The 25,093-nt window shown below is 57.2% G+C and carries 24 protein-coding genes and 1 pseudogene; 8 read left to right on the top strand and 17 right to left on the bottom strand.

Annotated elements, in window-relative coordinates; all coding sequences use genetic code 11:
* Positions 1 to 33: 33 nt before the first annotated feature.
* Both tus and EH206_RS10675 read right to left on the bottom strand, forming a co-directional pair.
* Positions 34 to 966 carry a DNA replication terminus site-binding protein gene (gene tus, locus EH206_RS10680; protein WP_009112777.1) on the bottom strand — a complete coding sequence of 311 codons (933 nt, stop codon included), beginning with the start codon at positions 964 to 966 and terminating at the stop codon, positions 34 to 36.
* Positions 967 to 1,074: 108 nt separating this feature from the next.
* Positions 1,075 to 2,316 (bottom strand): MFS transporter, encoded by a 1,242-nt coding sequence (locus EH206_RS10675; protein WP_009112776.1) that lies wholly within the window; start codon positions 2,314 to 2,316, stop codon positions 1,075 to 1,077.
* A 132-nt stretch (positions 2,317 to 2,448) separates the two neighbouring features.
* On the opposite strand from EH206_RS10675, the gene EH206_RS10670 reads away from it, so the two are divergent.
* The 4 genes from EH206_RS10670 to EH206_RS10655 all read left to right on the top strand — a co-directional run bounded on the left by EH206_RS10670 (position 2,449) and on the right by EH206_RS10655 (position 7,195).
* Positions 2,449 to 3,342 (top strand): LysR substrate-binding domain-containing protein, encoded by an 894-nt coding sequence (locus tag EH206_RS10670; RefSeq protein ID WP_009112775.1) that lies wholly within the window; start codon positions 2,449 to 2,451, stop codon positions 3,340 to 3,342.
* A gap of 150 nt (positions 3,343 to 3,492) precedes the next feature.
* Complete coding sequence (gene mlc, locus EH206_RS10665) at positions 3,493 to 4,710, top strand: sugar metabolism global transcriptional regulator Mlc (RefSeq protein WP_009112774.1); 1,218 nt, start codon at positions 3,493 to 3,495, stop codon at positions 4,708 to 4,710.
* 186 nt (positions 4,711 to 4,896) lie between these two features.
* Entirely contained in the window at positions 4,897 to 5,571 is a 675-nt protein-coding gene (gene bioD, locus EH206_RS10660) for a dethiobiotin synthase (RefSeq protein ID WP_009112773.1), read from the top strand.
* 136 nt (positions 5,572 to 5,707) lie between these two features.
* Positions 5,708 to 7,195 (top strand): MDR family MFS transporter, encoded by a 1,488-nt coding sequence (locus tag EH206_RS10655; RefSeq protein ID WP_009112772.1) that lies wholly within the window; start codon positions 5,708 to 5,710, stop codon positions 7,193 to 7,195.
* A 41-nt stretch (positions 7,196 to 7,236) separates the two neighbouring features.
* Here the strand turns inward: EH206_RS10655 and EH206_RS10650 are convergent, their stop codons facing one another.
* The 5 genes from EH206_RS10650 to EH206_RS10625 all read right to left on the bottom strand — a co-directional run bounded on the left by EH206_RS10650 (position 7,237) and on the right by EH206_RS10625 (position 11,244).
* Positions 7,237 to 7,539, bottom strand: coding sequence for a DUF1161 domain-containing protein (locus EH206_RS10650; RefSeq protein WP_009112771.1), 303 nt, complete (start codon positions 7,537 to 7,539; stop codon positions 7,237 to 7,239).
* Between the two features lie 94 nt (positions 7,540 to 7,633).
* A complete protein-coding gene (locus EH206_RS10645; RefSeq protein ID WP_009112770.1) occupies positions 7,634 to 7,984 on the bottom strand; it encodes a DUF1283 family protein in 351 nt (116 codons plus the stop codon).
* Positions 7,985 to 8,109: 125 nt separating this feature from the next.
* On the bottom strand, positions 8,110 to 8,859 hold the full coding sequence (gene ydfG, locus EH206_RS10640; protein ID WP_009112769.1) for a bifunctional NADP-dependent 3-hydroxy acid dehydrogenase/3-hydroxypropionate dehydrogenase YdfG: 750 nt from the start codon (positions 8,857 to 8,859) through the stop codon (positions 8,110 to 8,112).
* 301 nt (positions 8,860 to 9,160) lie between these two features.
* A complete protein-coding gene (locus EH206_RS10630; protein WP_009112768.1) occupies positions 9,161 to 10,378 on the bottom strand; it encodes a glycosyltransferase family protein in 1,218 nt (405 codons plus the stop codon).
* Between the two features lie 41 nt (positions 10,379 to 10,419).
* Positions 10,420 to 11,244 carry a mannosyl-3-phosphoglycerate phosphatase-related protein gene (locus EH206_RS10625; RefSeq protein WP_009112767.1) on the bottom strand — a complete coding sequence of 275 codons (825 nt, stop codon included), beginning with the start codon at positions 11,242 to 11,244 and terminating at the stop codon, positions 10,420 to 10,422.
* 272 nt (positions 11,245 to 11,516) lie between these two features.
* Here EH206_RS10625 and EH206_RS10620 point away from each other — a divergent pair, with 272 nt between their 5' ends.
* Positions 11,517 to 13,142, top strand: a complete 1,626-nt coding sequence (locus tag EH206_RS10620) for a dipeptide ABC transporter ATP-binding protein (protein WP_009112766.1) — start codon at positions 11,517 to 11,519, stop codon at positions 13,140 to 13,142.
* On the opposite strand, the gene EH206_RS10615 is transcribed toward EH206_RS10620, so the two are convergent.
* The 7 genes from EH206_RS10615 to EH206_RS10585 are packed head-to-tail and all read right to left on the bottom strand — an operon-like array spanning position 13,122 to position 20,614.
* Entirely contained in the window at positions 13,122 to 13,958 is an 837-nt protein-coding gene (locus tag EH206_RS10615) for a sulfurtransferase (protein WP_009112765.1), read from the bottom strand. The two genes, EH206_RS10620 and EH206_RS10615, sit on opposite strands and share 21 nt — an antisense overlap.
* Positions 13,958 to 14,956 (bottom strand): ornithine cyclodeaminase family protein, encoded by a 999-nt coding sequence (locus EH206_RS10610; RefSeq protein ID WP_009112764.1) that lies wholly within the window; start codon positions 14,954 to 14,956, stop codon positions 13,958 to 13,960. Before EH206_RS10610 ends, EH206_RS10615 begins: the two co-directional genes overlap by 1 nt.
* 1 nt (position 14,957) lies before the next feature.
* Positions 14,958 to 15,956 carry a 1-aminocyclopropane-1-carboxylate deaminase/D-cysteine desulfhydrase gene (locus EH206_RS10605; RefSeq protein ID WP_009112763.1) on the bottom strand — a complete coding sequence of 333 codons (999 nt, stop codon included), beginning with the start codon at positions 15,954 to 15,956 and terminating at the stop codon, positions 14,958 to 14,960.
* 45 nt (positions 15,957 to 16,001) lie between these two features.
* A complete protein-coding gene (locus tag EH206_RS10600; RefSeq protein WP_009112762.1) occupies positions 16,002 to 17,351 on the bottom strand; it encodes a M20/M25/M40 family metallo-hydrolase in 1,350 nt (449 codons plus the stop codon).
* Complete coding sequence (locus tag EH206_RS10595) at positions 17,348 to 18,262, bottom strand: ABC transporter permease (protein ID WP_009112761.1); 915 nt, start codon at positions 18,260 to 18,262, stop codon at positions 17,348 to 17,350. The genes EH206_RS10600 and EH206_RS10595 overlap by 4 nt, the downstream gene beginning before the upstream one ends.
* Before the next feature lies 1 nt (position 18,263).
* Entirely contained in the window at positions 18,264 to 19,124 is an 861-nt protein-coding gene (locus EH206_RS10590; RefSeq protein ID WP_009112760.1) for an ABC transporter permease, read from the bottom strand.
* Complete coding sequence (locus tag EH206_RS10585) at positions 19,121 to 20,614, bottom strand: ABC transporter substrate-binding protein (RefSeq protein ID WP_009112759.1); 1,494 nt, start codon at positions 20,612 to 20,614, stop codon at positions 19,121 to 19,123. The genes EH206_RS10590 and EH206_RS10585 overlap by 4 nt, the downstream gene beginning before the upstream one ends.
* Positions 20,615 to 20,805: 191 nt before the next feature.
* Here EH206_RS10585 and EH206_RS10580 point away from each other — a divergent pair, with 191 nt between their 5' ends.
* Entirely contained in the window at positions 20,806 to 21,465 is a 660-nt protein-coding gene (locus tag EH206_RS10580) for an FCD domain-containing protein (RefSeq protein ID WP_009112758.1), read from the top strand.
* A 22-nt stretch (positions 21,466 to 21,487) separates the two neighbouring features.
* Here the strand turns inward: EH206_RS10580 and EH206_RS10575 are convergent, their stop codons facing one another.
* Together EH206_RS10575 and EH206_RS10570 are read right to left on the bottom strand one after the other, a co-directional pair.
* Positions 21,488 to 22,321, bottom strand: coding sequence for a helix-turn-helix transcriptional regulator (locus EH206_RS10575; protein WP_009112757.1), 834 nt, complete (start codon positions 22,319 to 22,321; stop codon positions 21,488 to 21,490).
* A gap of 20 nt (positions 22,322 to 22,341) precedes the next feature.
* A complete protein-coding gene (locus tag EH206_RS10570) occupies positions 22,342 to 22,968 on the bottom strand; it encodes a YbhB/YbcL family Raf kinase inhibitor-like protein (protein ID WP_009112756.1) in 627 nt (208 codons plus the stop codon).
* Between the two features lie 347 nt (positions 22,969 to 23,315).
* Between EH206_RS10570 and EH206_RS10565 the strand changes: the two are divergent.
* Positions 23,316 to 23,459: pseudogene (locus tag EH206_RS10565) on the top strand (CGNR zinc finger domain-containing protein); the annotation flags it as partial.
* A 250-nt stretch (positions 23,460 to 23,709) separates the two neighbouring features.
* Here EH206_RS10565 and EH206_RS10560 read toward each other — a convergent pair.
* Positions 23,710 to 24,456 carry a YoaK family protein gene (locus EH206_RS10560; protein WP_009112755.1) on the bottom strand — a complete coding sequence of 249 codons (747 nt, stop codon included), beginning with the start codon at positions 24,454 to 24,456 and terminating at the stop codon, positions 23,710 to 23,712.
* A 259-nt stretch (positions 24,457 to 24,715) separates the two neighbouring features.
* On the opposite strand from EH206_RS10560, the gene EH206_RS10555 reads away from it, so the two are divergent.
* Entirely contained in the window at positions 24,716 to 24,985 is a 270-nt protein-coding gene (locus tag EH206_RS10555; protein WP_009112754.1) for a YjbD family protein, read from the top strand.
* The last annotated feature ends 108 nt before the right edge of the window (positions 24,986 to 25,093 follow it).

Genomic DNA, 25,093 nt, shown 5'->3' with positions numbered 1-25,093 from the left:
GCCTGCCGGGGAGCGATCTGCGGCAGGCGTCGTTTACGGCGCGTCGGTATACAGGTGCAGACGGGGGATCAGCAAACGCAGCGGCGTCGCCTGCGGTTTATGTTTATGCTTGATGTTGTCGGCGTCATAGTTATTCAGCCCGCCGATAACCGGAACTTCGCCGCCGCTCTCTTGCCGGCACAGCACTAACAGCGGAGACGGGCAGGGATGCTGCACCTGCTTTTGCCGTTGCGCGTACCAGACTCTGGCGATGGGCTGGACTTTAACCGGGCGCTTTATTTTTAGCGCCGCCCGTGGCGGCAATCGCAATAGGGTTTCGATCTCTTGCTCCACTAATCCCGCCCATTGTTCCTTGCTGTACGGCGCCGGGCCTCTGCCGGCTTGCAGGCTTTTTTGCAGTTTCTCCAGCAGTTCGGCGCGCGACATATTTTTGATGATATGTTTATTCGCCCATCCAAAGCGTACCGACGTCGGGTCGACGATCGGCGTCAGCGTTCGGTAGGCGCTTAGGGTGATCAGCCCGCGCAGATGGGTATGCACAAACTCAAAGCGCTGTTCAGGTTCCAGCCCCGACTCTACGGTCACTATCTGCTCCAGCGCTTTCTTCAGCTCATTGATATCGGCGATAAGGCGTTGCGCCTGTTGATACTGGCGATGATCGACGGAAAAACAGAGCGCGCCGGGAAGCCGGATGGCGGCTTTGCTGCTGATGGTCTCCGGGTAGTGGTGGATAAACAGGCGTCGAAAATGCGCCAGTCCTAATTCACGCGCTTGCTGGCCGACGTACTGTTGTACGGAGATTTGCGTGATGGCGTCGTGCTCGGCGCCTTTTGCGATATCGGGCAGGGAATAAACCCGGCCTACCAACAGCCTGAACCCGGCAAACTGCGTCTGCATCAGGGCCAGTTTTTCTTCCAGCGTAGTAAAGCAACGGTGCATGCGGTCAATCAGCGTATAGCGATCCATGACACTATCCATCTTAGTTACAACATACTAATGGTTATAATACCAATCCCCGCCGGCGGCAACCGTGATTTGGTTCGCCTGGCAGGATTAATCGAGTAGGGGGTGAGATCAGGCCAAGTGTTTCAGGCGGAAACTGACCGCCAGGGCGACCAGCAGCAGGGTGCTCAGAAAGGCGGTGATGCCCGCCCAGCCGTAAGCGTGCCAGAATACGCCGCCCAGCGTTCCGGCCAGACTGGATCCGAGATAGTAGCAGAACAGATACATGGATGAAGCCTGGCCTTTGGCCCGGCGCGCGCGCTGACCAATCCAGCCGCTGGCGACGGCATGAGCGGCAAAGAAGCCGGCGGCGAACAGCATCATGCCGATAAACACGCACGGCAAAGGGCTTAGGGCGGTAACGCCCAGTCCCAGCAGCATCAGCCCGATGGAAATGCCGAGCACCGGCCCGCGGCCGTAGCGGGAAGTCAATGCCCCTGCTTTAGGAGAGCTGTAGCTGCCGGTCAGGAAAACCACCGACAGCAGGCCGACAATCGCCTGATTAAGCAGGTAAGGCGATTCCAGCAGGCGATAGCCGATATAGTTGAAGAGGGTAACGAACGAGCCCATCAGCAGAAAGCCCTGCAAAAACAGTAACGGCAATCCGGCGTCGTGCCAGTGCAGTTTCGTATTCAGCCATAGGGTTTTGGGACGCAAAGAGCCGGCGCGGAAATGACGGGAGTCGGGTAAAATTTTCCAGAAGGTTAATGCGGCGATTAACGCCAGAACGCCGATCGTCCCCACGGCAACCCGCCAGGGAAAATAGTCGCTCAATACGCCGCTCACCAGACGTCCGCTCATGCCGCCGATGGAATTACCGCTGATATAAAGCCCCATGGAGAAAGCCAGCACGCTGGGGTGGATCTCTTCGCTCAGGTAACTCATGGCGACGGCCGCCACGCCGCTGAGCGATAGGCCGATCATCGCCCGCATAATCAGCACCCCCTGCCAACTGCTCATAAAGGCGCAAATAAGCGTGCAGGCGGCGGCCAGCATCAGCGAGACCGCCATCACGTTCTTGCGACCTACGGTATCGGAAAGAGGGCCGGTAAACAGCAGCCCAATCGCCAGCGTGACCGTTGATACCGAAAGCGACAGACTGCTGGCGGCCGGAGAAATGGCGAAATCCTGCGAAAGAAGCGGCAATAGGGGCTGTACGCAGTAAAGCAGGGCGAAAGTGGCGAAGCCGGCGGAAAATAACGCCAAGGTAACGTGCATAAACTGCGGCGTGCCGCGTTTGATATAAGGTGATTTGCCGGGTGCGATAGGTTTGGGTGAAAGCGCTTCCACATCGGTGTTAATAGAAATGGGCATAGCGGGCGATGCCGGAGATGACGGGGTACTCAAAATAAATCCAGATTTAGGAAAAGAATGAATACGGCGATCATAGAAGAGCTATATTATTTTGTATAATATATTAATAATCATAATTGATACTTATAAAATATGAATATCGAATTACGCCATCTGCGTTACTTTATTGCCGTTGCCGAAGAACTGCATTTTGGCCGCGCGGCGGAGAAATTGCTGATTTCGCAGCCGCCCCTCAGCCAGCAAATACAGATTCTGGAAGAGCAGGTGGGGGCCAGATTGCTGGAGCGTAATAACCGTAATGTGCGTCTGACGCCGGCGGGCGACATGTTTTTAAAAGAAGCCTGGTCCATTATCGCTCAGGTCAACCAGGCGGCGGAGCGCGCCGCGCGCATCGAGCGCGGTGAAACAGGGGAGCTGACGATTGGGTTTACCTCATCGGCGCCCTTTATCAAAAAAGTGTCCCGCAGTCTGCTGCGCTTTCGCCAATCCTTTCCGCAGGTGCATATCCAAATGATGGAACTGAACACCAAGCAGCAGATCGAACCCTTGTTGAACGGCAAGCTCGATATTGGCGTGATGCGTAATAATCCGCTTCCGGACGCCCTTGAACATCAACTGTTGCTGCACGAGGCACTGGTTGCGGTAGTGCATGAGGAACATCCGCTGGCCGGGCAGTCAAACGGGCCGCTCGGTATTCGCCAATTGGCTAATGAGCCTTTCGTTTTCTTTTCGCGCACCGTCGGCACGGCTTTATATGATGAAACGCTGACGTTATTGAAACGGTACGGTATTCACCCCTATATCACCCAGGAAGTCGGCGAAGCCATGACCATTGTCGGTCTGGTTTCATCCGGGCTGGGCGTTTCCATTCTTCCCGCCTCTTTTATGCGCATCAAAGTCGACGGGGTGAAATATCTGCCGCTGGCCGAGAGCGATGCGATTACCGAGGTATGGTTGGTTACCGCCCGTAATCGGCCGTTAAAATCCGCGGCACAGACGCTGATTTCGTTAATGCTTAACAGATAATATTTGCAGTTTGTGCATTAAATCACATAACGAAGCAAATATTTGACGGCTTTGATGAAAAGCCCCACCATGCCCTCAGTTTTTTATTTTGCAGCGTGAAAAATAGAAATGCGGTAGCAGCGATAACCATAAAGAGTAGGAGCCAGGTTTGTGATTGCCGACGGTCAGCCAGGACATATCGATCAAATTAAGCAAATCAATACCGGGGCGGTATACCGACTGATCGACAAGTATGGCCCGATATCGCGTATTGAACTGTCCAAGCGGGCGCAATTGGCGCCGGCCAGTATCACCAAGATTGTCCGCGAACTGCTGGAAGCTCACCTGGTACAGGAAACGGAATACCAGGATATAGGCAGCAGGGGGCGTCCGGCCATCGGTCTGATTCTTGATACCGAGGCCTGGCATTACCTTTCGGCGCGCATCAGCCACAATGCCATCACGCTGGCGCTGCGCGATCTGAGCAGTAAACTGGTCGTCGAGGATAGCGTTCCTCTTCCCGCCGAACATCCGCAACCTTTGCTCCAGCGCATTCTGAACGAAATCGACCAGTTCTTTATCCGGCATCAAAAGCGGCTAGAGCGGCTGACCGCCATCGCCATCACCGCGCCGGGCATGATCGACGCCGTCACCGGCGTGATCCACCGCATGCCGTTCTATGACGTTGAAGAGATGGCGATAGGGGCGGCCCTGGAGCAGCGAACCGGGCTGCCGGTTTTTGTACAGCATGATATTTGCGCCTGGACCATGGCGGAGGCGCTGTATGGCGCATCCCGCGGTTGTCAGAACGTTATTCAGGTGGTGATTGATCATAATGTCGGGGCGGGGGTGATTACCGGCGGGCGTATTTTGCACGCCGGAAGCCGTAATCTGGTGGAAATAGGGCATACCCAGGTGGACCCTTATGGTAAACGCTGCTATTGCGGTAATCACGGATGCCTTGAAACGGTCGCCAGTACGGAAAGCATGTTGGAGCTGGCGCAGCAACGCATGAGTTCATCGATGAGTTCGATGCTGCATGGTTCTCCGCTGACGGTGGACAGTCTCTGTGAAGCAGGACTGAAGGGCGATCAACTGGCCAGGGATATTATTAACGACGTCGGTAATAACGTCGGCCGTATCGTCGCCATTATGGTTAATTTATTTAATCCCGATAAAATTTTAATCGGTTCCCCGCTAAATAAAGCGGCCGGTATTTTATATCCGGCGATGATGGGATGTATTCATCAGCAATCTTTTCCTCCTTATAGCCACAATATCCAGGTAGAAGCGACCCGCTTTTATAATCAGGGCACTATGCCTGGCGCCGCCTTGATCAAAGATGCGCTGTATAACGGTTCATTATTGGTGAAGCTGTTGCAGGGTTAACCGCGGGTGTTTCTTTTTCTCTGTGCATTGCCGTTTTCCAATACGCGCGGTCGGAGAAATAAAATATTGAGCTAACTTGAGCTAACGCAAGCTGCCAGAATGGCGTATCGCCTAGACTTCCACGCTTGGAAGCATTTTTTGCAGTGCTGGTTATTTTTATTTTCAGGTGGCCTCCGGAGTTTTCTTATGTTGAAACGCATTTTTGTTACAGGCACTGATACCGCGGTCGGTAAAACCGTCGTATCCAGAGCGTTATTGCAAAAACTGGCAATGACCAACAAACCGGTGGCGGGTTATAAACCGATAGCAAAAGGATCTGTGGAAACGGAAGAGGGGCTGCGGAATAAAGATGCGCTGCTGCTGCAGGCCGCCTCTTCGCTTGATTTACCCTACGACAGGGTGAATCCCATCGCGCTGCGGGAAGATGAAATCAGCGCCAGCGAGCATCCCGTTGATTACTGCACCATGACGCAGGGATTGCATTACCTATGCGGCATCGCCGACGTGGTGGTGGTCGAGGGCAGCGGCGGCTGGCGCACATTGATGAACGATCTGCGCCCCTACTCCGAATGGGTGGTTCAGGAGCAACTGCCGGTGGTTTTAGTGGTCGGCATTAAGCTGGGTTGCATCAGTCATGCGTTATTAACCGCTCAGGCGATTATTAATGACGGATTACCGCTGGTGGGCTGGGTCGCCAACCGCATTAATCCGGGGCTGGCGAATTACGCTGAAATTATTAGCGCGCTGCGTAAAAAAATCCCCGCCCCGCAATTGGGCGAGCTGCCTTATTTACCCCGTGCCGAGCAGCGTGATTTATCTTCCTATATCGACCTTTCCGCGGTGAATTACTCATCGCGATAATATGTGCCGCCCGTCATCAGGTTTGGCAAATTCCCGCAACCCGCGGGAGTTCTCTTTTCCCCACCGCATCCGCCCCTCAGCGGGATAACAACTGATATACTCAACCACTGATTCTATTCTCCAAGCAGAAAGTTTAATGAAAACAACGAATCATTCTGAACATCCTCCGCTACCGCATCGTCACTGGGTGTTGATTGCCTGTATGTTGGCGATGTTTACCGCGGCCATTGAGGTCACCATCGTGGCGACGGCCTTGCCGACGATCATTGCCGATTTGGGCGGTTTTTCATTACTGGGATGGGTGTTCGCCGGTTATTTGCTGACGCAGGCGATCAGTATTCCCATTTACGGTCGGCTGGCCGATCTTTTCGGCCGTAAACGCGTCTTTTTCATCGGCACCATTATTTTTCTGCTGGGGTCTGTGCTATGCGGTTTTGCTACCAATATGGGCTGGTTAATTCTGTTTCGCACTATTCAGGGGCTGGGCGCCGGGGCGATTACCCCGATTGCCTTTACCATTGTCGCCGATGTGTATAGTTCGATGGAGCGGCCTAAAATTCAGGGATACCTCTCAAGCGTTTGGGGAGTATCGGCGATTGTCGGCCCGCTTATGGGGGCGTTTATCGTGCAGCATTTCAACTGGGCGCTGGTTTTCTGGGTTAACGTGCCGATTGGATTACTGTCGATATTTTTATTGGCCCGTTATTTGCCCGCGGTTAATCAGGTTCGTCGGCATAAACTGGACTGGGCCGGCGCGTTCTATCTCTCCGTCACCGTCGCCAGCCTGTTGATGGCGCTGCTACAAGCGGAAGTGCTCGGACTGTGGATCGTCCCGTTGCTGGCCGTCAGCGCGCTGGGCGGTATTTTATTATTCAGGCAGGAAAAACGCGCACCGGAACCGCTTTTTCCGCTGGCGCTATGGCGTAGCCGGGTGATCGTCGCCGGCAACCTCGGCGGTTTGATTATCGGTGCGGCCCTGATGGGGGTCAGCGCTTTTCTGCCGACCTTTATTCAGAGCGTGATGGGGAGAACGCCGCTGGAAGCCGGCAGCATTCTGGCGTTGGTGTCTATCGGCTGGCCGTTGGCCAGCACCTTGGGCGGCAGATTAATGCTGTGGACATCCTATCGGGTTACCGCCGTCAGCGGGGGCGTGGTGCTGATTGCCGGCAGCCTGATACTGCTGATGCTCGATCCTGGCCGCGACCTGGCCTGGGCGCGTATCGCCGCTTTTCTTATCGGGGCGGGGATGGGGTTGAGCAACATCACCTTTCTGGTCTCGATCCAGAATTCGGTGGACTATTCCATTCGCGGTATTGCGACGGCGTCAACCATGTTCACCCGTATGCTGGGGTCCGCGCTGGGTACGGCGATCCTCGGCGCCACGCTGAATATCAATCTGCACTGGCGTCTGCCGGAAATGCACGACCCGTTGCAAACGCTGATGGATGTCCACAGCCGCGGCATGATGAGCGCGACGGAGCTTGAGTCGCTCTCCTGGCAGGTTTCATCTTCTCTGCATTGGGTGTTTATCGTTTCCGCGCTGATCGCGGTGATGACGTTATTTTCAGCATGGATGATCCCGGCGAACCAGCGACCGCAGCATGCGCAAGCGGAGCGGGAATAGGAACAAGGCACGGCGTTCGTGCCTTGGTTGATAATAGAGACTTACTGTGCGGTGGTTTCTGGCTGACCATCCGCCGTGGATGGCGCGCTTTCAGCGCTGGTTTCGCCATCGGCGTGGCGGGTATAAACGATTTTTTGCGAGTCGTTTTCGCAATGGCCGACCACCTGGCCGCCGACCTGATCCACCTGATCGTTAGGCACGATATCAAGCGTAAAACCTGACTCCGGCACGCCGTTGTTGATGATCTTCTGTGAGATATCCGCTTTAACGCTTTCACAGGACGCCTGCGCCGCCAGAGGGGAAATCACCAATAAAGCCGCGCCAAAAATAATTGCCTTTTTCATCTTGTCACCCTTTTATCTGAAAAAAGTCCCGCCCATCGCCCGGCATTGTCGCCGCCAGGCCGATGATGCCTGTTTTACAAGCGTAGACTAAAAATCAGGGGGTCACCGGACGGCCGGTCCGGCGATCCAGACAACGCTCGGTGTTGGCTTCCCAATAGGCGTTGACGTTATAACTGGCGTCGCACTTCTCCCGCCCGTCAATCGCCTTTTCAGCTTTATCAAACTCTTTCTCGACGCGCGCATTGACTTTATTACGCAACGAATGGGTGGCATTCCACTGTTCGCCGCTTTGGCGCGCCGCTTCTTTCGATAAGCTGCTGTCGCCCGATTCGACGATAATATGACGGGTATCCGCCAGCGCGGCCGGCTGCCAGGCCGCGCAAGCCAATATCACGGACAGCGGGATCAAGGCCCGGAACAGAGATACAACGGAGTGTGGGTTCATAATTCACCTTGACAGATATATGGAGGCAAACGCTTAGGATACGGAGTGTATCACTCTTCACATCAACGGCAATATAACCGCGGACGTCGGCCGGGGCGCGAAGAGAGACTCCGCCCCAGACGGGACTACTCCTCCCGATAAACGTTCAGCCCGGCGAAAGACTGGCTGACCGGCATCATTTCCAGGGAGTTGATGTTAACGTGGGCCGGCAAGGTCGCGACCCAGAAAACCGCTTCGGCGACATCTTCCGCGGTAAGCGGTTGGGTCTTGTCGTAGGTTTTGTTGACCTTGTCTTCGTTGCCTTTAAAGCGCACGGCGGAAAACTCCGTGCCGCCGACCAGGCCCGGCTCGATATTGGTGACGCGAACCCGGGTGCCGAACAAATCCGCCCGCAGGCCAAGGCTGAACTGGCGCACAAAGGCTTTGGTGGCGCCGTATACGTTGCCGCCCGCATAAGGCCAGTTGCCGGCGGTGGAACCGATATTGATCACATGCCCGGCGTTACGCTTGACCATATTCGGCAACAGCGCGCGAGTGGTAAAAACCAGCCCTTTGTTATTGGTATCGATCATGTTTTCCCAGTCGTTCACATAGGCTTTATGCGCTGGCTCCAGGCCCAGGGCCAACCCGGCGTTGTTCACCAGAACATCGATGTTGCGCCAGGCGGCGGGCAGCGAGGTAATGGCCTGGTCGATGGATTTCTGGTTACGAACGTCAAGCCGTAAGGTATGCAAGGAGGTTCCCAACTCGTTTTTCAGCGCATCCAGTCGTTCCTGACGACGGCCGCAGGCGATGACTTTATGGCCCTCCTGGATAAATTTACGGGTAATTGCTTCGCCGAATCCGGCCGTGGCGCCGGTAACGAAAATTATCATGTTGTTATTCCCTCTGACGGTGTTTGATTATGTTAAATACGGAGCGATAAGCGACAAATCGGCGCTGCCAAAGCGGTCGGCGGCGGTTTGCGCCTGATGCCAGTACGGGTACAGCAGGGGAAGTCGGCTAACGTCATTGCATGGTTAACTCCCTGACAGATTGCAAGACAGTCATCACTCTGTGCCACTTTATCTGAAAAATCCAGTTCCATAACATCGCAGAGTGATGCGCTACTATTATTGATTATTCACGCTGATTCATCGCCGCCGGGAGGCGGCGGGGCGCGGTCATTCAACTCGTTCAGTCGTCCTGGTTATCCGCCTCGACCGCGTTGTATAACCGTTCAAGCACATCGGGGAAAGCGGACTGTACGCGGTTCCAACTGGGCACGAAGGGTTTGTCCCCCGGACTGTCGCTGTATACCTGGCCGGAAAGCGTAATCACGTCGGAAAAAAGCTCGACGGCGGACTCTTCTTTATGGCGATCGAACTGCAAACCGTTCATGCGGGCATCGTGTTCGAAAGCGTCGATCATATCCAGCGCGGTACGGTAGTAGGTCGCCCGCAGCACGCGGAAAGAGTCGCTGGTAATGTTCACGCCCTGAATAGCCAGCTTGCGGTACAGCGCCTTGGTGATATCGATGGCCATCCGTTGCAGGCCGGTACTGGGGTCGTCTTCCGATATCGGCTGGTGTTTATGATCGTAGTTGTCGGCGATATCGACCTGGCAGATACGGCTGGTCGCCGTGCCGCGGTGGATCTCCGACAGCACGCCGATTTCCAGCCCCCAGTCGCTGGGAATGCGCAGGTTATTTAAGATATGCGTGCGCATGGCGAACTCGCCTGACAGCGGATAGCGGTAGCTGCGCATATACTCCAGATAGTCGGAATTGCCATAAACATTTTGCAGCGACTTCAGCAGCGGGAAAACCAGTAGACGGCCGACGCGCCCGTTAAGCTTGCCATCGGCCACGCGCGCATAGTAGCCCTTGCAGAAGTCATAATGAAAATACGGATTCGCCACCGGATAGAGCAGGCGGGCCAGCATGCCGCGCTCATAGGTGACGATGTCACAATCATGCAGAGCGACGCAGGAGGTGCGCCGCGACGCCAGCGTGTAACCGACACAGAACCATACGTTGCGCCCTTTGCCCGGCTCCGTGGGCGACAGCGATCTCTCCGCCAGCTCATCGCTCAGTTGCTTCAGCCGCGGACCGTCGTTCCACAAGATACGGTGGCGCTGCGGCAGGCGGGAGAAAAACTTGCGCGCGTATTGAAACTGTTCCCGGTCCGCCCGGTCCAGACCAATGACAATCTCGCCGAGATAGCGCACCTGGGACAACTGCTCGACAATCTTGTCCAGCGCTGGCCCTTCCAGCTCCGAATAAAGGGACGGGAGGATAAGTCCCATGCTGTTTTGCCCGGAAAACACCTGTAAATCGTATTCCAGTTCTTCCACGCTGCGCCGGGTCAGATTGTGAAAGTTGGTAATTATTCCATCCTGATAAAATTCACTCATCGTATTCTCCCCTACAAATTGTTCTTTATCTTATCGATATTTCAAGATGAAAGAGAATCACCCAGAAAGTGGTCCAGGCCTTCGCTCCAGCCGTCAGGCCCCATGTTGCGCGTGCGGTATAATTTGCCGGTATAGCTTTCCGGCAGGTCGACAAGCTGATTTCCCTTGGCCTTAATCACCACCGCGTTATCCATCGCCGCCAGCAGGGCGACATCGTTCGGCCCGTCGCCCAGGCCAATTGTTCGTACCCGGTTATCGTTTTTAGCCGGGTACTGTTCTTTTATCCAGTTGGCCGCCGTTCCCTTACTGACGCCGCCGCCCATCACGTGATAAAAACGCCCGCCCTGGGTCAGCGATAACCCGAGATCCGTCAATGCCAGCCGGAAGCGGACCAGGGAATCCGTATCGCCCAGCCATTGCAGCGGCTCGGAGGCTTCGCGGCGGCGGGCGAGCGCGGCGCCGTGCAGCGGTAATCCGGTTAATGCGGCGACCTCGGCGGCATCCATATCGGCAAAGCCTTTAAAGCGGAAGTCTTGATTGTCCCGCAGCTGATGAAGGCGGGCGCAAATAAAAGCGTAGTCGGCGGCGAAAATCTTGCGCGGATAGTCCGGGTGCCCGTGCCAGTTGGCCGGCAAGGCGATCAACGCGCCATTTTCGGCAATATAGGGAAGGTGGTCGAGGCCAAGCTCGTATTGCAGCCGCTCAACTTCGGCCGCGGTTTTACTGGTGGTGATGATAACCGGGATCTTATGCCGCGCCAGCCGTTCCAGCCAGGGACGCGCAGGTTCCCAACCGTAGCTGTCGTGGTCGAGCAGTGAACCGTCGAGGTCGCTGAAAATCATCAGATTGGCGCTCAATTCTGACATGGGATCTCCATAAATTATCGGGGATACACGAACAATAACGATGGGTGTGAACGCTGCGTTGCGCGACGGTCCGCTACTGATTTTACTATCAGACTGATAAGGAAAATGAAATGTGGTTTGCATTGCCGCCTTTAACTGTATGCAATAATCAACGGTTACGCAAACCAAGGCGAGAGGCATACCTTATCCCAAATTGGACTAAGCCCGCCGCGTTGCGGAGAGAGAATATAGGATATATTCTTTACTCACCTTTCTCTGGCAGGCGGCGATCTATGTCATCAGCGACACATTTATTGCAAGCAACCGGACTCGGCATAGGCACCGTCGATGGGCTTGCTCTGGTTAATGACATTTCCTTTTATGTCGACCGCCGCGAGATTGTCGCGCTGGTGGGGGAATCGGGGTCGGGCAAAACCCTTAGCGCGCTGGCGCTGATGGGGCTGTTGCCTGAGGGCGTGCGGCAGCATCATGGCGCCATTATGTTTAATGGCACGACTATCGCCGGCCCGCAGCAGCCTTTCCCCGCAGGGTTACGCGGCAGGCAGATTGCCACCGTCTTTCAGGAACCGATGACCAGCATGAACCCGGTGCTGAAAATCGGCGAGCAGATTGCCGAAGTGCTGGTGCGTCACCGGCAGTTAAGCTGGCGACAGGCGCACCGCCAGGCGATAGAACTGCTGGATCGCGTCGGGATTATCGATCCCGCGCACTGCGCCGGACAGTATATTCACCAGCTTTCCGGCGGCATGCGCCAGCGGGCGATGATCGCCGGCGCCATCAGTTGCAAACCCGCGCTGCTGATTGCGGATGAACCCACCACCGCGCTCGACGTCACTATTCAGGCGCAGATCCTGGCGTTATTGCAGGAGTTGCAGCGGGAGATGGCGATGGGCATTTTACTGATAACCCACGATCTCGGCGTGGTGGCGCGCTATGCCGATCGCGCCTATGTGCTGCATCGCGGTCAACTTGTCGAGCAGGGGGATGTTCCTACGCTGCTCAATTCGCCGCAAAATCCCTATACGCAAAAACTGATTGCCGCCTCGGAGTCTAAGCCCCTGGCGCCGACCCAGTCCGACGCCGGTCGGCCGTTGCTCAGTTTACGCGCCCTGACCAAAAGCTATCCGCGGCAACGGGCGCGGTTTTTTTTCAACAGGGAGCGCCGGACGGTATTGTTTCCCACCACCATCGATATTTACCGCGGTGAAATTGTCGGGCTGATCGGCGAGTCGGGGTCGGGAAAAACCACCCTGGGGCGGGCGGCGATAGGACTGATCCCGGCGGACGACGGCGAGGTGATTTTCGACGGCGCCGATCTCCGGCGGGCCAGCAAAGCGCAGAAACAGGCTTTACGCCGCCGCGCGCAGATTATCTTTCAGGATCCTTACGCCAGCCTGAACCCCAAAATGACCATCGGCGAGCAGATAGCGGAGCCGCTGCGCGTGTATAAGCTCCGGCCGGTAAATCAAATCCCGGCGCGCGTCGCCGAACTGCTCGAACTGGTGGGGCTGGAGCCGCAGCACGCCCGCCGCCTGCCGGGGGAGTTTTCCGGCGGCCAGCGCCAGCGCATCGCCATTGCCCGCGCGCTGGCGCTGGAGCCCGATTTACTGGTGGCCGACGAAGCGGTTTCTGCGCTGGACCTGTCGATTCGCGGACAAATACTGGCGTTGCTCAATCAACTACGGCAACAGCTTGGCTTGACGATCCTGTTTATCAGCCATGATTTGGGCGCGGTGCGTCAGGTTTGCGATCGGGTGGCGGTGCTGTATCGCGGCAAGGTGGTGGAATATGGCGCAGCCGCTCAGGTACTTAACGCGCCGCGGCATGAATATACCCGCGAGCTGATCGCCGCCGCGCCGGATATTCGCCAGGCGCTATTATTGCGCCGCACCGGTTAACAGCGGCAGTTCGGCATGTTCGGCCCACTCATGCCAGGAGCCGACGTAAACCGCCAGGTTTTGATAGCCCGCCAGCCGCAGCGCGGCGAGAACCGTGGCGGCGCGCGCGCCTCGATGGCAGTAAATCATAATGCGCTGTTGCGGGGATAACCCGACGCCCGCTGCCAGTTCGGCAATCCTGTCGCCCGGCAGGAAATGGCCCTCTTCGATGACCTCCTGCCAGAATAAAAGACGGGCGCCGGGTATACGTCCGGCGCGGCGACAGCAGTCATGGACAAAGCTGCCGTCGAATTCAGCCGGCCGCCGTACATCAAGGATCACCGTGGTGATATCGTCCGCGGCCCGTATTTCGTCGCGGCTGGCGACCCAGCGCCGTTGGCGCGCCGTCAGCCGCGCGGGGGGCCTGGTTTCGGCATCGTGGGCCAATATGGCCGCGCGCGGGCCGTTTCCCGGCTGTAAGCTTCCTCCCGCCGCCAGCCAGGCGTCGACGCCGCCGTCAAGAATCAGGGCGTCTTCCCGGCCGATAAGCCAGGCGAACCAGGCGCCGCGCGGAGAACGCATCCCTACCTGCCGTTCGAAAAAAACCGGGATGCCGCTATTATTCTGCGTCAGTTGCCGCCACGCCGCCTGAAAGGATGCCGCCATCGCCGCCAGCCCCTCGGCGGTGCAATCGGGAATAAAATAGTCGTAAACGTTCATGCTGGCCGCGCCCGGCAGCGTGGCGGCTTGCCAGTCGGCCTCCTCCCGCACGTCAATCAACAGGTAGGATTGCCCCAGTCGCTGTTGCGTCAAAATCTCTTGGGCTGTTATCAACATCACTGAACTCCTGGAAACAACGGTAATAAGCGGCCGCGCTGCTGCCGTTCGGCATCCTGCAGCAGGCGGGCGGCGAGGGCGATATCAAAAACGTTCAGGCCGAAAGAGGAAAAGTACACCCGGTCGTCGGCCGCGGGCCGCCAGTGGTCAAGCAGCAGGTGGCCGAGATCGGCGGCCAGTTCGTCGGGGGAAAAGCGCCCGGCGCGGTACATCTGAAACAGACTTTTGGCGCTGGTCCGGCTGAAATCGCCCCACAGATCGGCGACGACTTTAGTGGCCCGGCGGATGCCGGAGAACCTCATTTCGTGATAACCGATTTGCAGCACGATGGTGCCTTCACGCAGCACCGACGCGCCAAGAAAGGGCTGCGTGGCGCTGGTACAGGTGATAAGCGCATCGGCTTCGCCGGCAAGGGCCGCAGCCAGAGTGGCGGGGCATGCCACCGGCCACGGCAGATCGCCGGCATTCGCCAGCAGGCGCGCGCGTTTCTGCTCGGTGCGGTTCCAGCAGATCAGCTGCTCCAGATCGGGGAACAGGGATTTCAGCATGGCGATATGGGCTTGCGCCTGAACGCCCGCGCCCAGCAATAGCACCCGTTTCACCGGCCGCGGCGCGGCATAGCGCAGCGCGATCGCCGAGACGGCCGCGGTGCGCGTCGCCGTCAGCAGCGCGCTTTCCACTAGTCCGACGGGCACGCCGCTGTCGGCGCGGTTGATAAGGGTCAGCGCCAGCGCCTGCGGCAGCGCATCCCCGGCCTGGGGACGGTGCGCCGTCCACTTGACCCCGGCCGCGTTAAAGCGTCCGCCGACGTAGGCGGGCAGGGCGTAGGCCTTGCCGAGCGGCGTCGCCAAATCGATATGGGTTTCCGCGGGCATATGGGCTTCGCCGCCGCGCATCAGATGTACCACGTCGATAACATCCTGCAAGGCCCGGTGCGGATCGGCGCCGCCCAGCTGTAACACATCCTGCTGGCTGAGATAACGTAACGTCGGCCGCATCTCAGCGTTCCAGCAACGTTTGCGCGAACGGGTACAGCGCTGGCGAGCCGCCGCAGTGGACGAACAGCACCCGCGCCCCCGGCGCGATTTCCCCCCGTTCGACCAGGTCGATCAGCCCGTGCATGGCCTTGCCGGTATAGACCGGGTCCAGCAATACCCCTTCGGCCTGCGCCACGCGGTAAATCGCCTCGATACCGCCCGCCGAAGGCACGCCGTACGCCGCACCGACAAAATCGTCTTCGATCCAGATATTCTCCGGCGCCCAGCGCTGCGGCCATTGCAGTAGGTCGGCGCACTCCTGCGCCATGGCGGAGATGCGCGGCTGAAACCAGGGCGCTTTGGCGCTGACGCTGATGCCGACGATTTTGGTCCGCGGCCAGTATTGGCGCGCGCCGACGTACAAACCGGCCAGCGTGCCGCCGGACCCCGTTGGCGCGACAATTACTTCCGGGGGCCGTTGCCCGCGCTCCTTAAGCTGGGAATCAATCTCTTCCACCGCCCGCACATACCCCAGGGCGCCCAATGGCGTGGCGCCGCCGAGGGGGATGATCATGGCTTTCAGGCCGCGCACGGCGGCGGCATCGGCGTGCGCCTGCATCGCGTCGGCTATCTGACTGAAATAGCCTTCAGGATCGAGAAACTCCAGCTCGGCGCCGAACAGTTTATCCAGCAGCAGGTTGCCCTGATAGCGCTCCGGCGGATTGCCGCGCAGCACCAGCACCGGACTCATGTCGAATTTTCGCGCCGCCGCGGCCACCATCCGCGCGTGGTTGGATTGGTGGCCGCCGGTGGTGATCACCACATTTACTCCCTGACGGCAGGCATCGGCCATCAGGTATTCCAGTTTGCGGACTTTGTTGCCGCCGCCGCCAAACCCGGTGTAATCGTCGCGTTTGATTTCCAGCTCGATCCCCAGCGCCGCCCCCAGATTCTTCAGCGGCTCAAGGGGAGTGGGAAAGAAACCGAGTGCCACACGTTCAAAGTCATCTACCGTTTTCATCTTGCCTATCCTGATATCGCGGCGCCGCGGCGCCGGGTAATAAAATCAAAATGCGCGCAGCCAGCAGGTCAGCGATTGCTGAAAGCGCCGTAATCCGCGCAGCGTGACAAATTCATTAACGCCGTGAGCGTTGCCGCCGTGGCCCAGACCGCCGATAAGAAACGCCGGCGCCACCGGCGCGAAGGCGTAAGCGGGAGCGCACCCCGGCGCCCACGGCCAGATTTGCGGCCTGGCTTGGTGGCGTCGATAGCTGGCCAGCAACTCGCTAACGCCGGCGGCGCGACGGCTGAAACGGTAGCCGGGATAGCTGTCGTCCAGCTGTAGTTCGACGCCCTCCAGCCCGGGCGCCGCCAGCCGTCGCCGCGCGCCGGCTATCAACTGCTCAGGGCTAAGTCCCGGCGGTATGCGTAAGGCCAGCTCCGCCGTGGCGCGAGAGGGGATCACCCCCTTGCCGCCCGGCGGATCGGTATGTATCTCGGCCAGGTTGAGTACGGCGGCGCCGAGCCACTGCCGCAGGCAGCTCAGGGCGTCGCCGGTGACGAACGGCCTTGCGCTGCGGCGAAAACGCAGCTCATCCGCCATGCTGAAATTTTTCGCCAGTTCGGCCAGCAGCGCATCGGCTTCTTTATCGGGGATAAGGCTATCCAGCACGCCATTGGCATGGGCGGGCGCGATGGCATTCAGGGCATCGACCAGCCGCCATGCCGGGTTGGCTATCCAGCCGGCGTTACTGGCATGAATGGCGGCCTGCGGGCCGCCCCAGGGGCCGCTGCTGACCAACAGCCTGCCGCTGCATAGACCGGTGAAGCCGAGATAAACCCGCGGTTCGCCGCCGCCGTACTCGCATAACGACGGAAAGAGCACCGCCGCGGCCGGGGAAATCGGGCAGGGACGCTGGGCCAGATAACGCCGCAGGTTGCCGCTGCCGGTCTCTTCCTCGCCTTCAAGAATAAATTCAATATTGACGGTCAGCTTTCCCGCCGCCAGCAGACGTTTAACCGCCATCAGCATTCCCGCCAGCGGGCCTTTGTTATTCTCCGCGCCCCGGGCGATAAATACCGCGCCAAGGGTCGGCCACTCCGTCACGCCGCCGGTAAAGGGCGGGATATCCCATCCCTGCGACGTGGCGGGCATCACGTCGTACATGTTGTACAGCACCAGCGTTTTCGCCGCGCCCATCTCCAGCCGGGTATGGACCAGCGGCGGCGCGCTGCACGACAGCTGCCGGCGGACGGGCAGGATCGGCCGCGCGCCCAGCTCGGTCTCCAGCCAGCTTTCCAGCCACTGCGCCAGCCCGCGCTGCTGCTCTATCTCGCCGGCAACGCTGCGAAAAGGCGCGATCGCCGTCAGTAATTCAAGGGTGTCCTGCACAGACGCATCAAGAGGTTCGGTCACAGGCGGATCCTCGGGTTGAGCACCACATAGAGCAGATCGATAATCAGATTAATGCCGACAAAGGTCAGCGCCGCCAACAGAACAATCGCCTGCACCAGCGGGAAGTCGCGGTTTTGAATAGCCTGAACGGCCAGGCGTCCGATACCCGGCCAGGCAAAGATGATTTCGGTGACCAGCGCGCCGCCGAGCAACGAGGCGAAATACATACCCTGTACCGTGACGACCGGGATCAGCGCATTGCGCAAAGCGTGACGCACCACGATGCGCCACTGGCTCAGCCCTTTGGCCCGCGCCGTGCGGATATAGTCCTGTTGCAATACGTCGATTAGGCTGGAGCGGATCAGGCGGGCGATGGCGCTCATATAATAGGCCCCCAGGCTTAACGCCGGCATGATCAGATGCGCCGCGCCGCCATAGCCGCCGGAGGGCAGCCAGCCCAGATTCAGGCTGAACAGCATAATCAGCAGCAGGCCCAGCCAGAATACCGGCACCGCCTGGCCGCTGAAGGCGATCAGCCGCGCGATCAGATCCCAGGGGCTATTTTGCTTCAGGGCGCTGAAGATGCCGAGCATTAATCCGACCAGGGTGCTCCACGCCAGCGCGGTCGCCGCCAGCAACAGCGTGGCGGGAAGACGCTGACCGATAAGGGCGGTGACGGGCTGGCTGTAGCGCAACGACTCCCCTAAATCGCCATGCAGCACGTCATGGAGGTAGCGGCCGTATTGCCATAATAACGGGCGATCAAAGCCCATGCTGTGGCGAAATGCCGCGATTTCCTGCTGGGAGGCGCCGGGGGGCATCATTAACGCCGCCGGGTCGCCCGTCAGATGCAGGCTGAAAAAAATCAGCAGCGAGACGCCAAACATCACCAGTACCGCCTGTCCGAGACGAGCCAAAATATATAGCGGCATCTTAGTCGATCCTGGTATGCGTGCGGCGCGACAGGCTGTCGCCCAGCAGATTGGTGCCGACGACCAGCGCGGCGATAAACAACCCCGGATACAGCACCAGCCATTGGGCGAGCAGCATCGAGGAGCGCCCTTCGCCGATCAGGTTGCCGAGCGTCGGCGTGGGTGGTTGAATGCCCATACCGAGAAAACCTATCGAGGCTTCGAGGACGATCAGCCGGGGAATATCCAGCGTCAGCAGTACCACCAGCGGGGTGATGAGATTGGGTAACACGTGGCGCAATAAAATTCGCGCGGTTGAAAAGCCCATGGCGCGCACCGATTCGATATATTCCAGTTCGCGGATCTCCAGCGTTTTAGCGCGGGCGACGCGGGCATAAACCGCCCAGCCGGTTACGCCCATGATGGCGATAATGTTGGCGAGCGAAGTGCCGAACAGCGCCATAACCAGCAAAATCAGCAAGATAAAGGGCACGGACAGCTGGATGTCCATCAACCGCATAATCACCGCGTCCAGCCAGCCGCCCACATAGCCCGCCAACATGCCGAGCATTGAGCCCATCACCGCGGCGATGGATGCCGCCATAAGCACGATAAACAGCGACAGCCGGGTTCCCGCCAGAATACGCGCCAACAGGTCGCGCCCCAGTTGGTCGGTGCCCAGCCAGTGCGTACCCGATGTGCTGTCACTGCCCGGCGGCAGGAAGATAGCGGCAAGGTTGTTGGTCAGCGGATCCGGGAGAGGCAGCCAGGGCGACGCCAGCGCCGCGGCGATCGCCGTCGTCAGCAGCAGGCCGCCCAGCACCCCGTCGCCATAAAAGAGACGACGGGGCTTTCTGCGCCATGCCGTATACCAGGGGATCATTTAAGCCTCAGATCAAACAACGGGATGCGCGCATCGGGCCGGCCGGTGAACGTCAGGGCGCTGCTGCTGGCGTAGATCGAGTCTTCGCGATACAGCGGGATCAGGGGTTGCTGTTGCGCGACCACAAGCTGGATTTGCTGCAATATTTTTTCGCGTTTTGCCGCGTCAACCGTCAGGCGGCTTTCATTGAGCAATTTATCCAGCTCCGGCAGGCTGACGGTTGAATAGGGTTCGCCGGTATGCAGTATCGGATACAGCGCCGCATCGGCATCTAGGGTTTGGGTCGAGCCCCAGGCCAGCATATATAGCGGCGCCTGTTTCTGCGCCGCCACCTGCTGGGTGTAAACCGACCACTCCGGCACCTCAAGCTGGGCTTTGACGCCGATCGCCGCCAAATCCTGCACGATCGCCTGCGCCACGTCGGCGCTGGCGATATAGCGGCGCGGCGCCTGAAAACGCAGGGTAAAACCATCAGGGTAACCCGCATCGGCCAGCAGCGCTTTGGCCTTGGCGACATCCTGTGCCGGCGCCGGAATGGCCTGATAACCGAAATCCTTGGCGCCCGCCATGGTGCCCGTCGGCGTGCCGAAACCGTGCAGCAGCTGGCTGGTGTAGGCGGTGCGGTTCAGCGCCAGGGAGAGCGCCTGGCGAACGCGCGCATCGTTGAGCGGCGGTTGATCGTTTTTAAGGCCCAGATAGATAGTCAATCCGCCGCCTTTGACCTGTTCCAGATGAATATTCGGCTTATTGCGCAGCGCGGGCACCAGATCCGCCGGAACACTCTCCACCAGCTGTACCTCGCCGGTCAGCAGCGCGGTGACGCGGGCGGTAGCTTCAGGTATAGGGCGCCAGACAACCGAGTCGATGGCCGGTTTGCCGCGCCAGTAGTCCGGGTTGGCTTTCATAACCACTTTTTCGTCCGGCACGAACTCGGCCAGGGTATAGGCGCCGCTGCCGATAGGTTTGCGGGCGAACTGCGCGCTGCCTACTTGAGCGACATAGGCGGGCGGGACAATATAGGCCGGGTAGCGGCTCATACGCGTCGGCAACAGCGGATCCGGCCCGGCGGTGCGGATCTGCACCCGATAGTCGCCGATGACCTCAACGGATTTAATGGTGCGGATATAAGAAATCGTCGGCGCATGATTGGCCGGGTCGAGAATTCGCTCGATGGAGAATTTTACCGCCTGCGCGTTAACCGGTTCGCCATTGCTAAACTTGACGCCCTGACGCAGCTCGAACTGCCAGGTGGAATCATCAATCGCCTGCCAACTGAGCGCCAAGCCGGGTTGCAGGTTCATCTGCGGATCGCGCATCACCAGCGTGTCGAACAGATTATCCACCAGCGTCGCCGGCTCTTTCAAAAAACCGGGATCCAACGCCGTGGCGGAAGCCGACTGGGCGATCACCAGTTCGGAAGCGGAGGCGAGCGGAGACATCAGGCTGAACAACAGGGCCAGCGACGCAAGCTTGCGGGCAGGTATTCTCATTAGGTTCTTCCCCAAGTAAAGCCGCCAACAGCAGGCCGGCGGAATTAAAAACGCGTTAGCTAAAAACAGGCATTGCTTAATCAGCGTTCAACTTTTTGATACACAATATATCCTATATAATACATTTCTGACCGGCCACGGATTAAACCGCAAAAGGAAAGACAATTTTTTGCTAAAAGGAAAGGGGCATTATGTTTGAGATGGAAAAAGCGCAGCGGCTAAGCCTGACGATGCAGGTCGAGGCAAAGCTGAAAGCCGCCCTGATTGTCGGCGTGCTAAAACCCGGCGCGCGGCTGGTGACAAAAGAGATCGCCGGGCAGTTGGGGACCAGCGTCACGCCGGTGCGCGAAGCGCTGCTGCGCCTGGCGGCGGCGGGCGCGCTGGACGCCACCCCGGCGCAGGCCTTTTTGGTGCCGAACATACCGCTGGGTAAATATCAGGAGATCACCCTGATTCGTAAAAAGCTCGAAGGTCTGGCGGTGTCACAGGCGGCAGGCGCGCTAGATGCGGAAAAACTGGCCCGCTTGCAAACCCTTAATGCGCAATTTATGGCCGCCAAACGGCAGCAAAACGTTGAGCACGCCTTGCAGGCCAACCGTGAATTTCGTTTCGCGCTGTATGAATATGCCGGGATGCCGACGCTGACGTCGCTTATCGAGCAGCTCTGGGTACAGATCGGCCCCTGTTTTAACTATCTTTATCCGCAGTCCGCTGAAATGGCGCAAGGGCAGCATAATTATGACGAGCTGCTGCTGGCCCTGGCCGCGAAAGACGGCGAACGCGCCGTAACCTCAATCCATAAGGCGATAGACGATGGCGCCGCCATTCTGGAGGAGCACTATTTTCGATAGGGGTGGCGGTGCGTCTGAATCATCAGCGGATATCGGCGGGAGAACAGCCGAATCGCTGTTTAAAACGCAATGAAAAGCGGGACGCGGCGCGATAACCACAGGCATCGGCGATTTGAGAAAGGCTCCAGCGCGTCGTTTGCAGCAGCGTCATCCCGTGGTGCATGCGGATATCCTGCAACAATGTGCGAAAGTGGGTCTGTTCTTCCGCCAACCGGCGCCTTAACGTCGCTTCGCTCATGCCAAGATGCCGGCCGGCATGCGCCGCCGTCCAGGCGAACTCCGGCGAGGCGGCCAGCAACTCGGTCAATCGGCCGCCGAGGGGGGCCGAGTCGCGCGGCATAAAAAGGATCCCGCGTTCGGCCAGGGCGATCAGCACGCCGCTTAAACGATGCTGTTGCACCGGATAACTTGACGCCCCGCTATTAAGCCCGCGCAAACAGTAATCCAGCGTGTCGCGCAGCTCGTCGTCCAACGAGAGCGTTTTAAAACCGGAAAAGGGCGTCAGCGTGGTAAAAAATTGCGCCCGCTCGCGATAAAACGCGGCAATAAGCTCGGATGAAAAGCTCAGATATAAAGACTGAAATGCCCCCGTCGCCGCATCGGGGGTTTTACTTACGTTAGCCAGGGTATGCGGGGCAACCAGCATGATGTGCTCGGCGTTGTCCAGTTGCATGGATAAATCCTGCCCGCGGCGCAGGTTCAATCGCCCTGATTTCACCAGCAGCAGCGTCGCATCAAAAAAACGGAAATCGACGACCTGATGCGCATGTTGCAGGTAAGGCAGAGCCATCGAATAGAGCCGGTAGCGTTCTACCGGCAACGGAGCGTTGGTAACATCTGGAACGTCGCCTTTCATCGGTTTTCCCCGCCAAACTGCTAACGTACGTTGGGATTGAGGCTGTACGTGCCGGTCAAACTCGCTTCAGCCAGAATATGGCCGGCGATAGCCGATAATACCGTTGGACCATCAAACATGCCTTGCAGCTCCAGGCGTGGAATATCAAGCGCATAGAGCGTAAAGGTATAATCATGGGCAAGGGTATCGTTCCATGGCGGACAGGGGCCGTCGTAACCGTAGTAATCGCCGCTCATCTGCTCGTCGCCTTTAAACCAGGCGGTATAATCATTAATGCCGTGGCGTATTCCCGCCTCTGCGGGCAGCGACGCTTTTCCCCGCGGGGTAATGCCATCGCTGTGGCTGCCTGCGGCGATTTCACGAACCTGTGCGGGAATATCCACCAGCACCCAGTGGAAAAAGTTAACGCGCGGCACCGATGCCGCAACTTCTTTTCCTTCCTGGTTGACGTTATCAAGTGAGCCTGGCGCATGAGGATCCAGACACAATAGTACCAACGACCGGGTGGCGTCCGGCACCTCGCTCCAGGATAGATGCGGGTTTTTATTGCTGGATAACGCCAGATGCTTTTCCGCATCCTGAACGGCAAAAGCAAACTCGCCCGGAATGGGCGCACCCTGCTCAAAGCTTTGGCTGGTCAATTTCATTGGGAAATCCCCTTTATAAGTTGGATAAGTCACGTTCTTCACGATGCAAGGCGAGGGCGCCGTGCCCCCTCGAGTTATCAGTATAAAAGGTTGCCGCGGCGGGGAACTGACTTATCCAGTCATATTAATCACATATTCCATCAAAATGATATGAACAGTGATTCCGGCTTCAGGATTTCTCGCCGCCTTTCTGTAACTGTTAAAGGTGGCTTTAGGGGTTACTGCATTTTTAGTATGGATGAATTGAGTAACCAGTAAATTGCTATTTTAATGGTTACATGGGGATGGTGAAGGATTTTTATAGAATGTGGCAGATAATTATTTTATTTATCATAAGCGAAAAGAGTTTCGAACTCGTACGGAAATGCGAGCACCCTGAATGCAGCCTGTGGTTTTATGACAGAACCAAAGCACATCGACGCCGCTGGTGTAGCATGGCGTTATGCGGTAATAGGGCGAAGGTTGCCCGGTTTAGGCGGCAGCAGAAGTAGGACTGCGAAAAGATAACCAGGGATGGAAATTCGTAGGTTTAGTTCAAGGACGGCAGGAGAGGTCCGGTGATGTCGTTTAGTCGTGAGGGTTATTATCTTATTTAACATAATATACATTATGCGCACCAATATAAGCATGGGCGGGAACTGGCGTTCCCGGTGCTGTCATGTGTTTAGTTTGTTTGTTAGTTCATTATGTCGTATTGTTCATATCCCGAGTTCTTTGCCTCGACCTGCATCGTCGCGCTGCTTAGCCGTTGCGTTTAATTTTTCGTTTCTTCCTTACGCGCCTGTTAACAGTAATAATTGAAAATAGCGCAACGGTCGCCAGTATGACTCCGACGGCGGTCATGGAGTTAAAACCGAACCATTTGAATAATGAAAGACCAGCAATGCCTCCAGTTAAAAAAGAAAAAATCGTCGTTAAGTGCGTTCTAAGCTGACTTTTTTGTGCTTTTGCATCTTTTGAATAATCCCGACGTAACATTGCGGAAAGAACTGATGCTAGAGAAATACCCGCATCCGTTAGCGTCCCCGTAATATGCGTTGTTCGGACTCTGCCGTTAGAAAGTTGCGTGGATGTTGAATTATGCAACCCCATCAGGCTGCAAAGGACGATAATAATTTCACGATTTGTTGAGAAGGCGTGCAAATAAACCTCATAAAGAGAAATTCCAGTTAAAAAAATGCCTTCAACTAGAAGAATCTGACAGAAAATAAGTCTGTTATTATTAATTATCCCCCAGATAACAATTATGCGAGAAATTACTGACCCACAAACAAATGCAATGATAATCGTAGCAAAGAAAATAATATCACTTAAATCTGTGGTCGATACCTCGCTGGATAACTGCGAGGTATTGCCGGTCATATGGGAAGGGAAAAAACCAAAAGCGCCAAGCGCTATGGCATTCAGTAATCCGGCGGTCGTTGCTAGCCACAGCGCCAGTTTCCTGTCTTCATTATGTGACCGCATCCTTTTAAGTTTAATCAGCACTTACATCCTCCGATTTATTGGCTTCTGCCAGCCCTGACAGGCTATCAGAACAGATGTCCGCGCTGATTAAGAAATTACTTAATCATAATCGTACTCCTGACGAGCAACGTTGACCTTCTCTTCAAGGAAACGGCGGTACTCCTGACACGCTCTATTAAAAAGACGCAATATGACCGTTTACATTGAAATAATTTTCCTGAGCGCCGCGCGGTTTTCCTCTACAATGAAGTTCCCTGTCCGCAAAACCAGGTCGATACCCATGCCAAGACTGACTCAGAAAGACATGACGGAAAGTGAACAACGTCAACTTAAAACCCTGCTCGACCAGGAAAGAAAAAAACACGGTCGCACGCTTACCAACTCTGAAAGCAACCATATCAAAGATGATTTTATTGATAACTTGATGAAAGAAAGGGAAATTCTTGCCAAGAAAGCGCGTACCGAGAAGAAAAAGAACAAGTTTAAACCCGATGTCTCCGCCACCTATGAATGGTCTTCCAACACCAATTTACGCGGCCCCCGCCGTTAGCGCGTTTTACTGCCAATGATTTACTCCGGCGGCAACGGGATTGGCCGCCTGACGAAGCGCCGCACTCTATGGCTTAAATATTTGCCGGTTTTGCCCCTTCTTTAAGCA

The sequence above is a fragment of the Brenneria nigrifluens DSM 30175 = ATCC 13028 genome (assembly GCF_005484965.1).
GTDB classification, from domain to species: Bacteria; Pseudomonadota; Gammaproteobacteria; order Enterobacterales; family Enterobacteriaceae; genus Brenneria; species Brenneria nigrifluens.
Note: the sequence above shows the minus strand (reverse complement) of the source record. Positions and strands in the feature narration are given on the sequence as shown.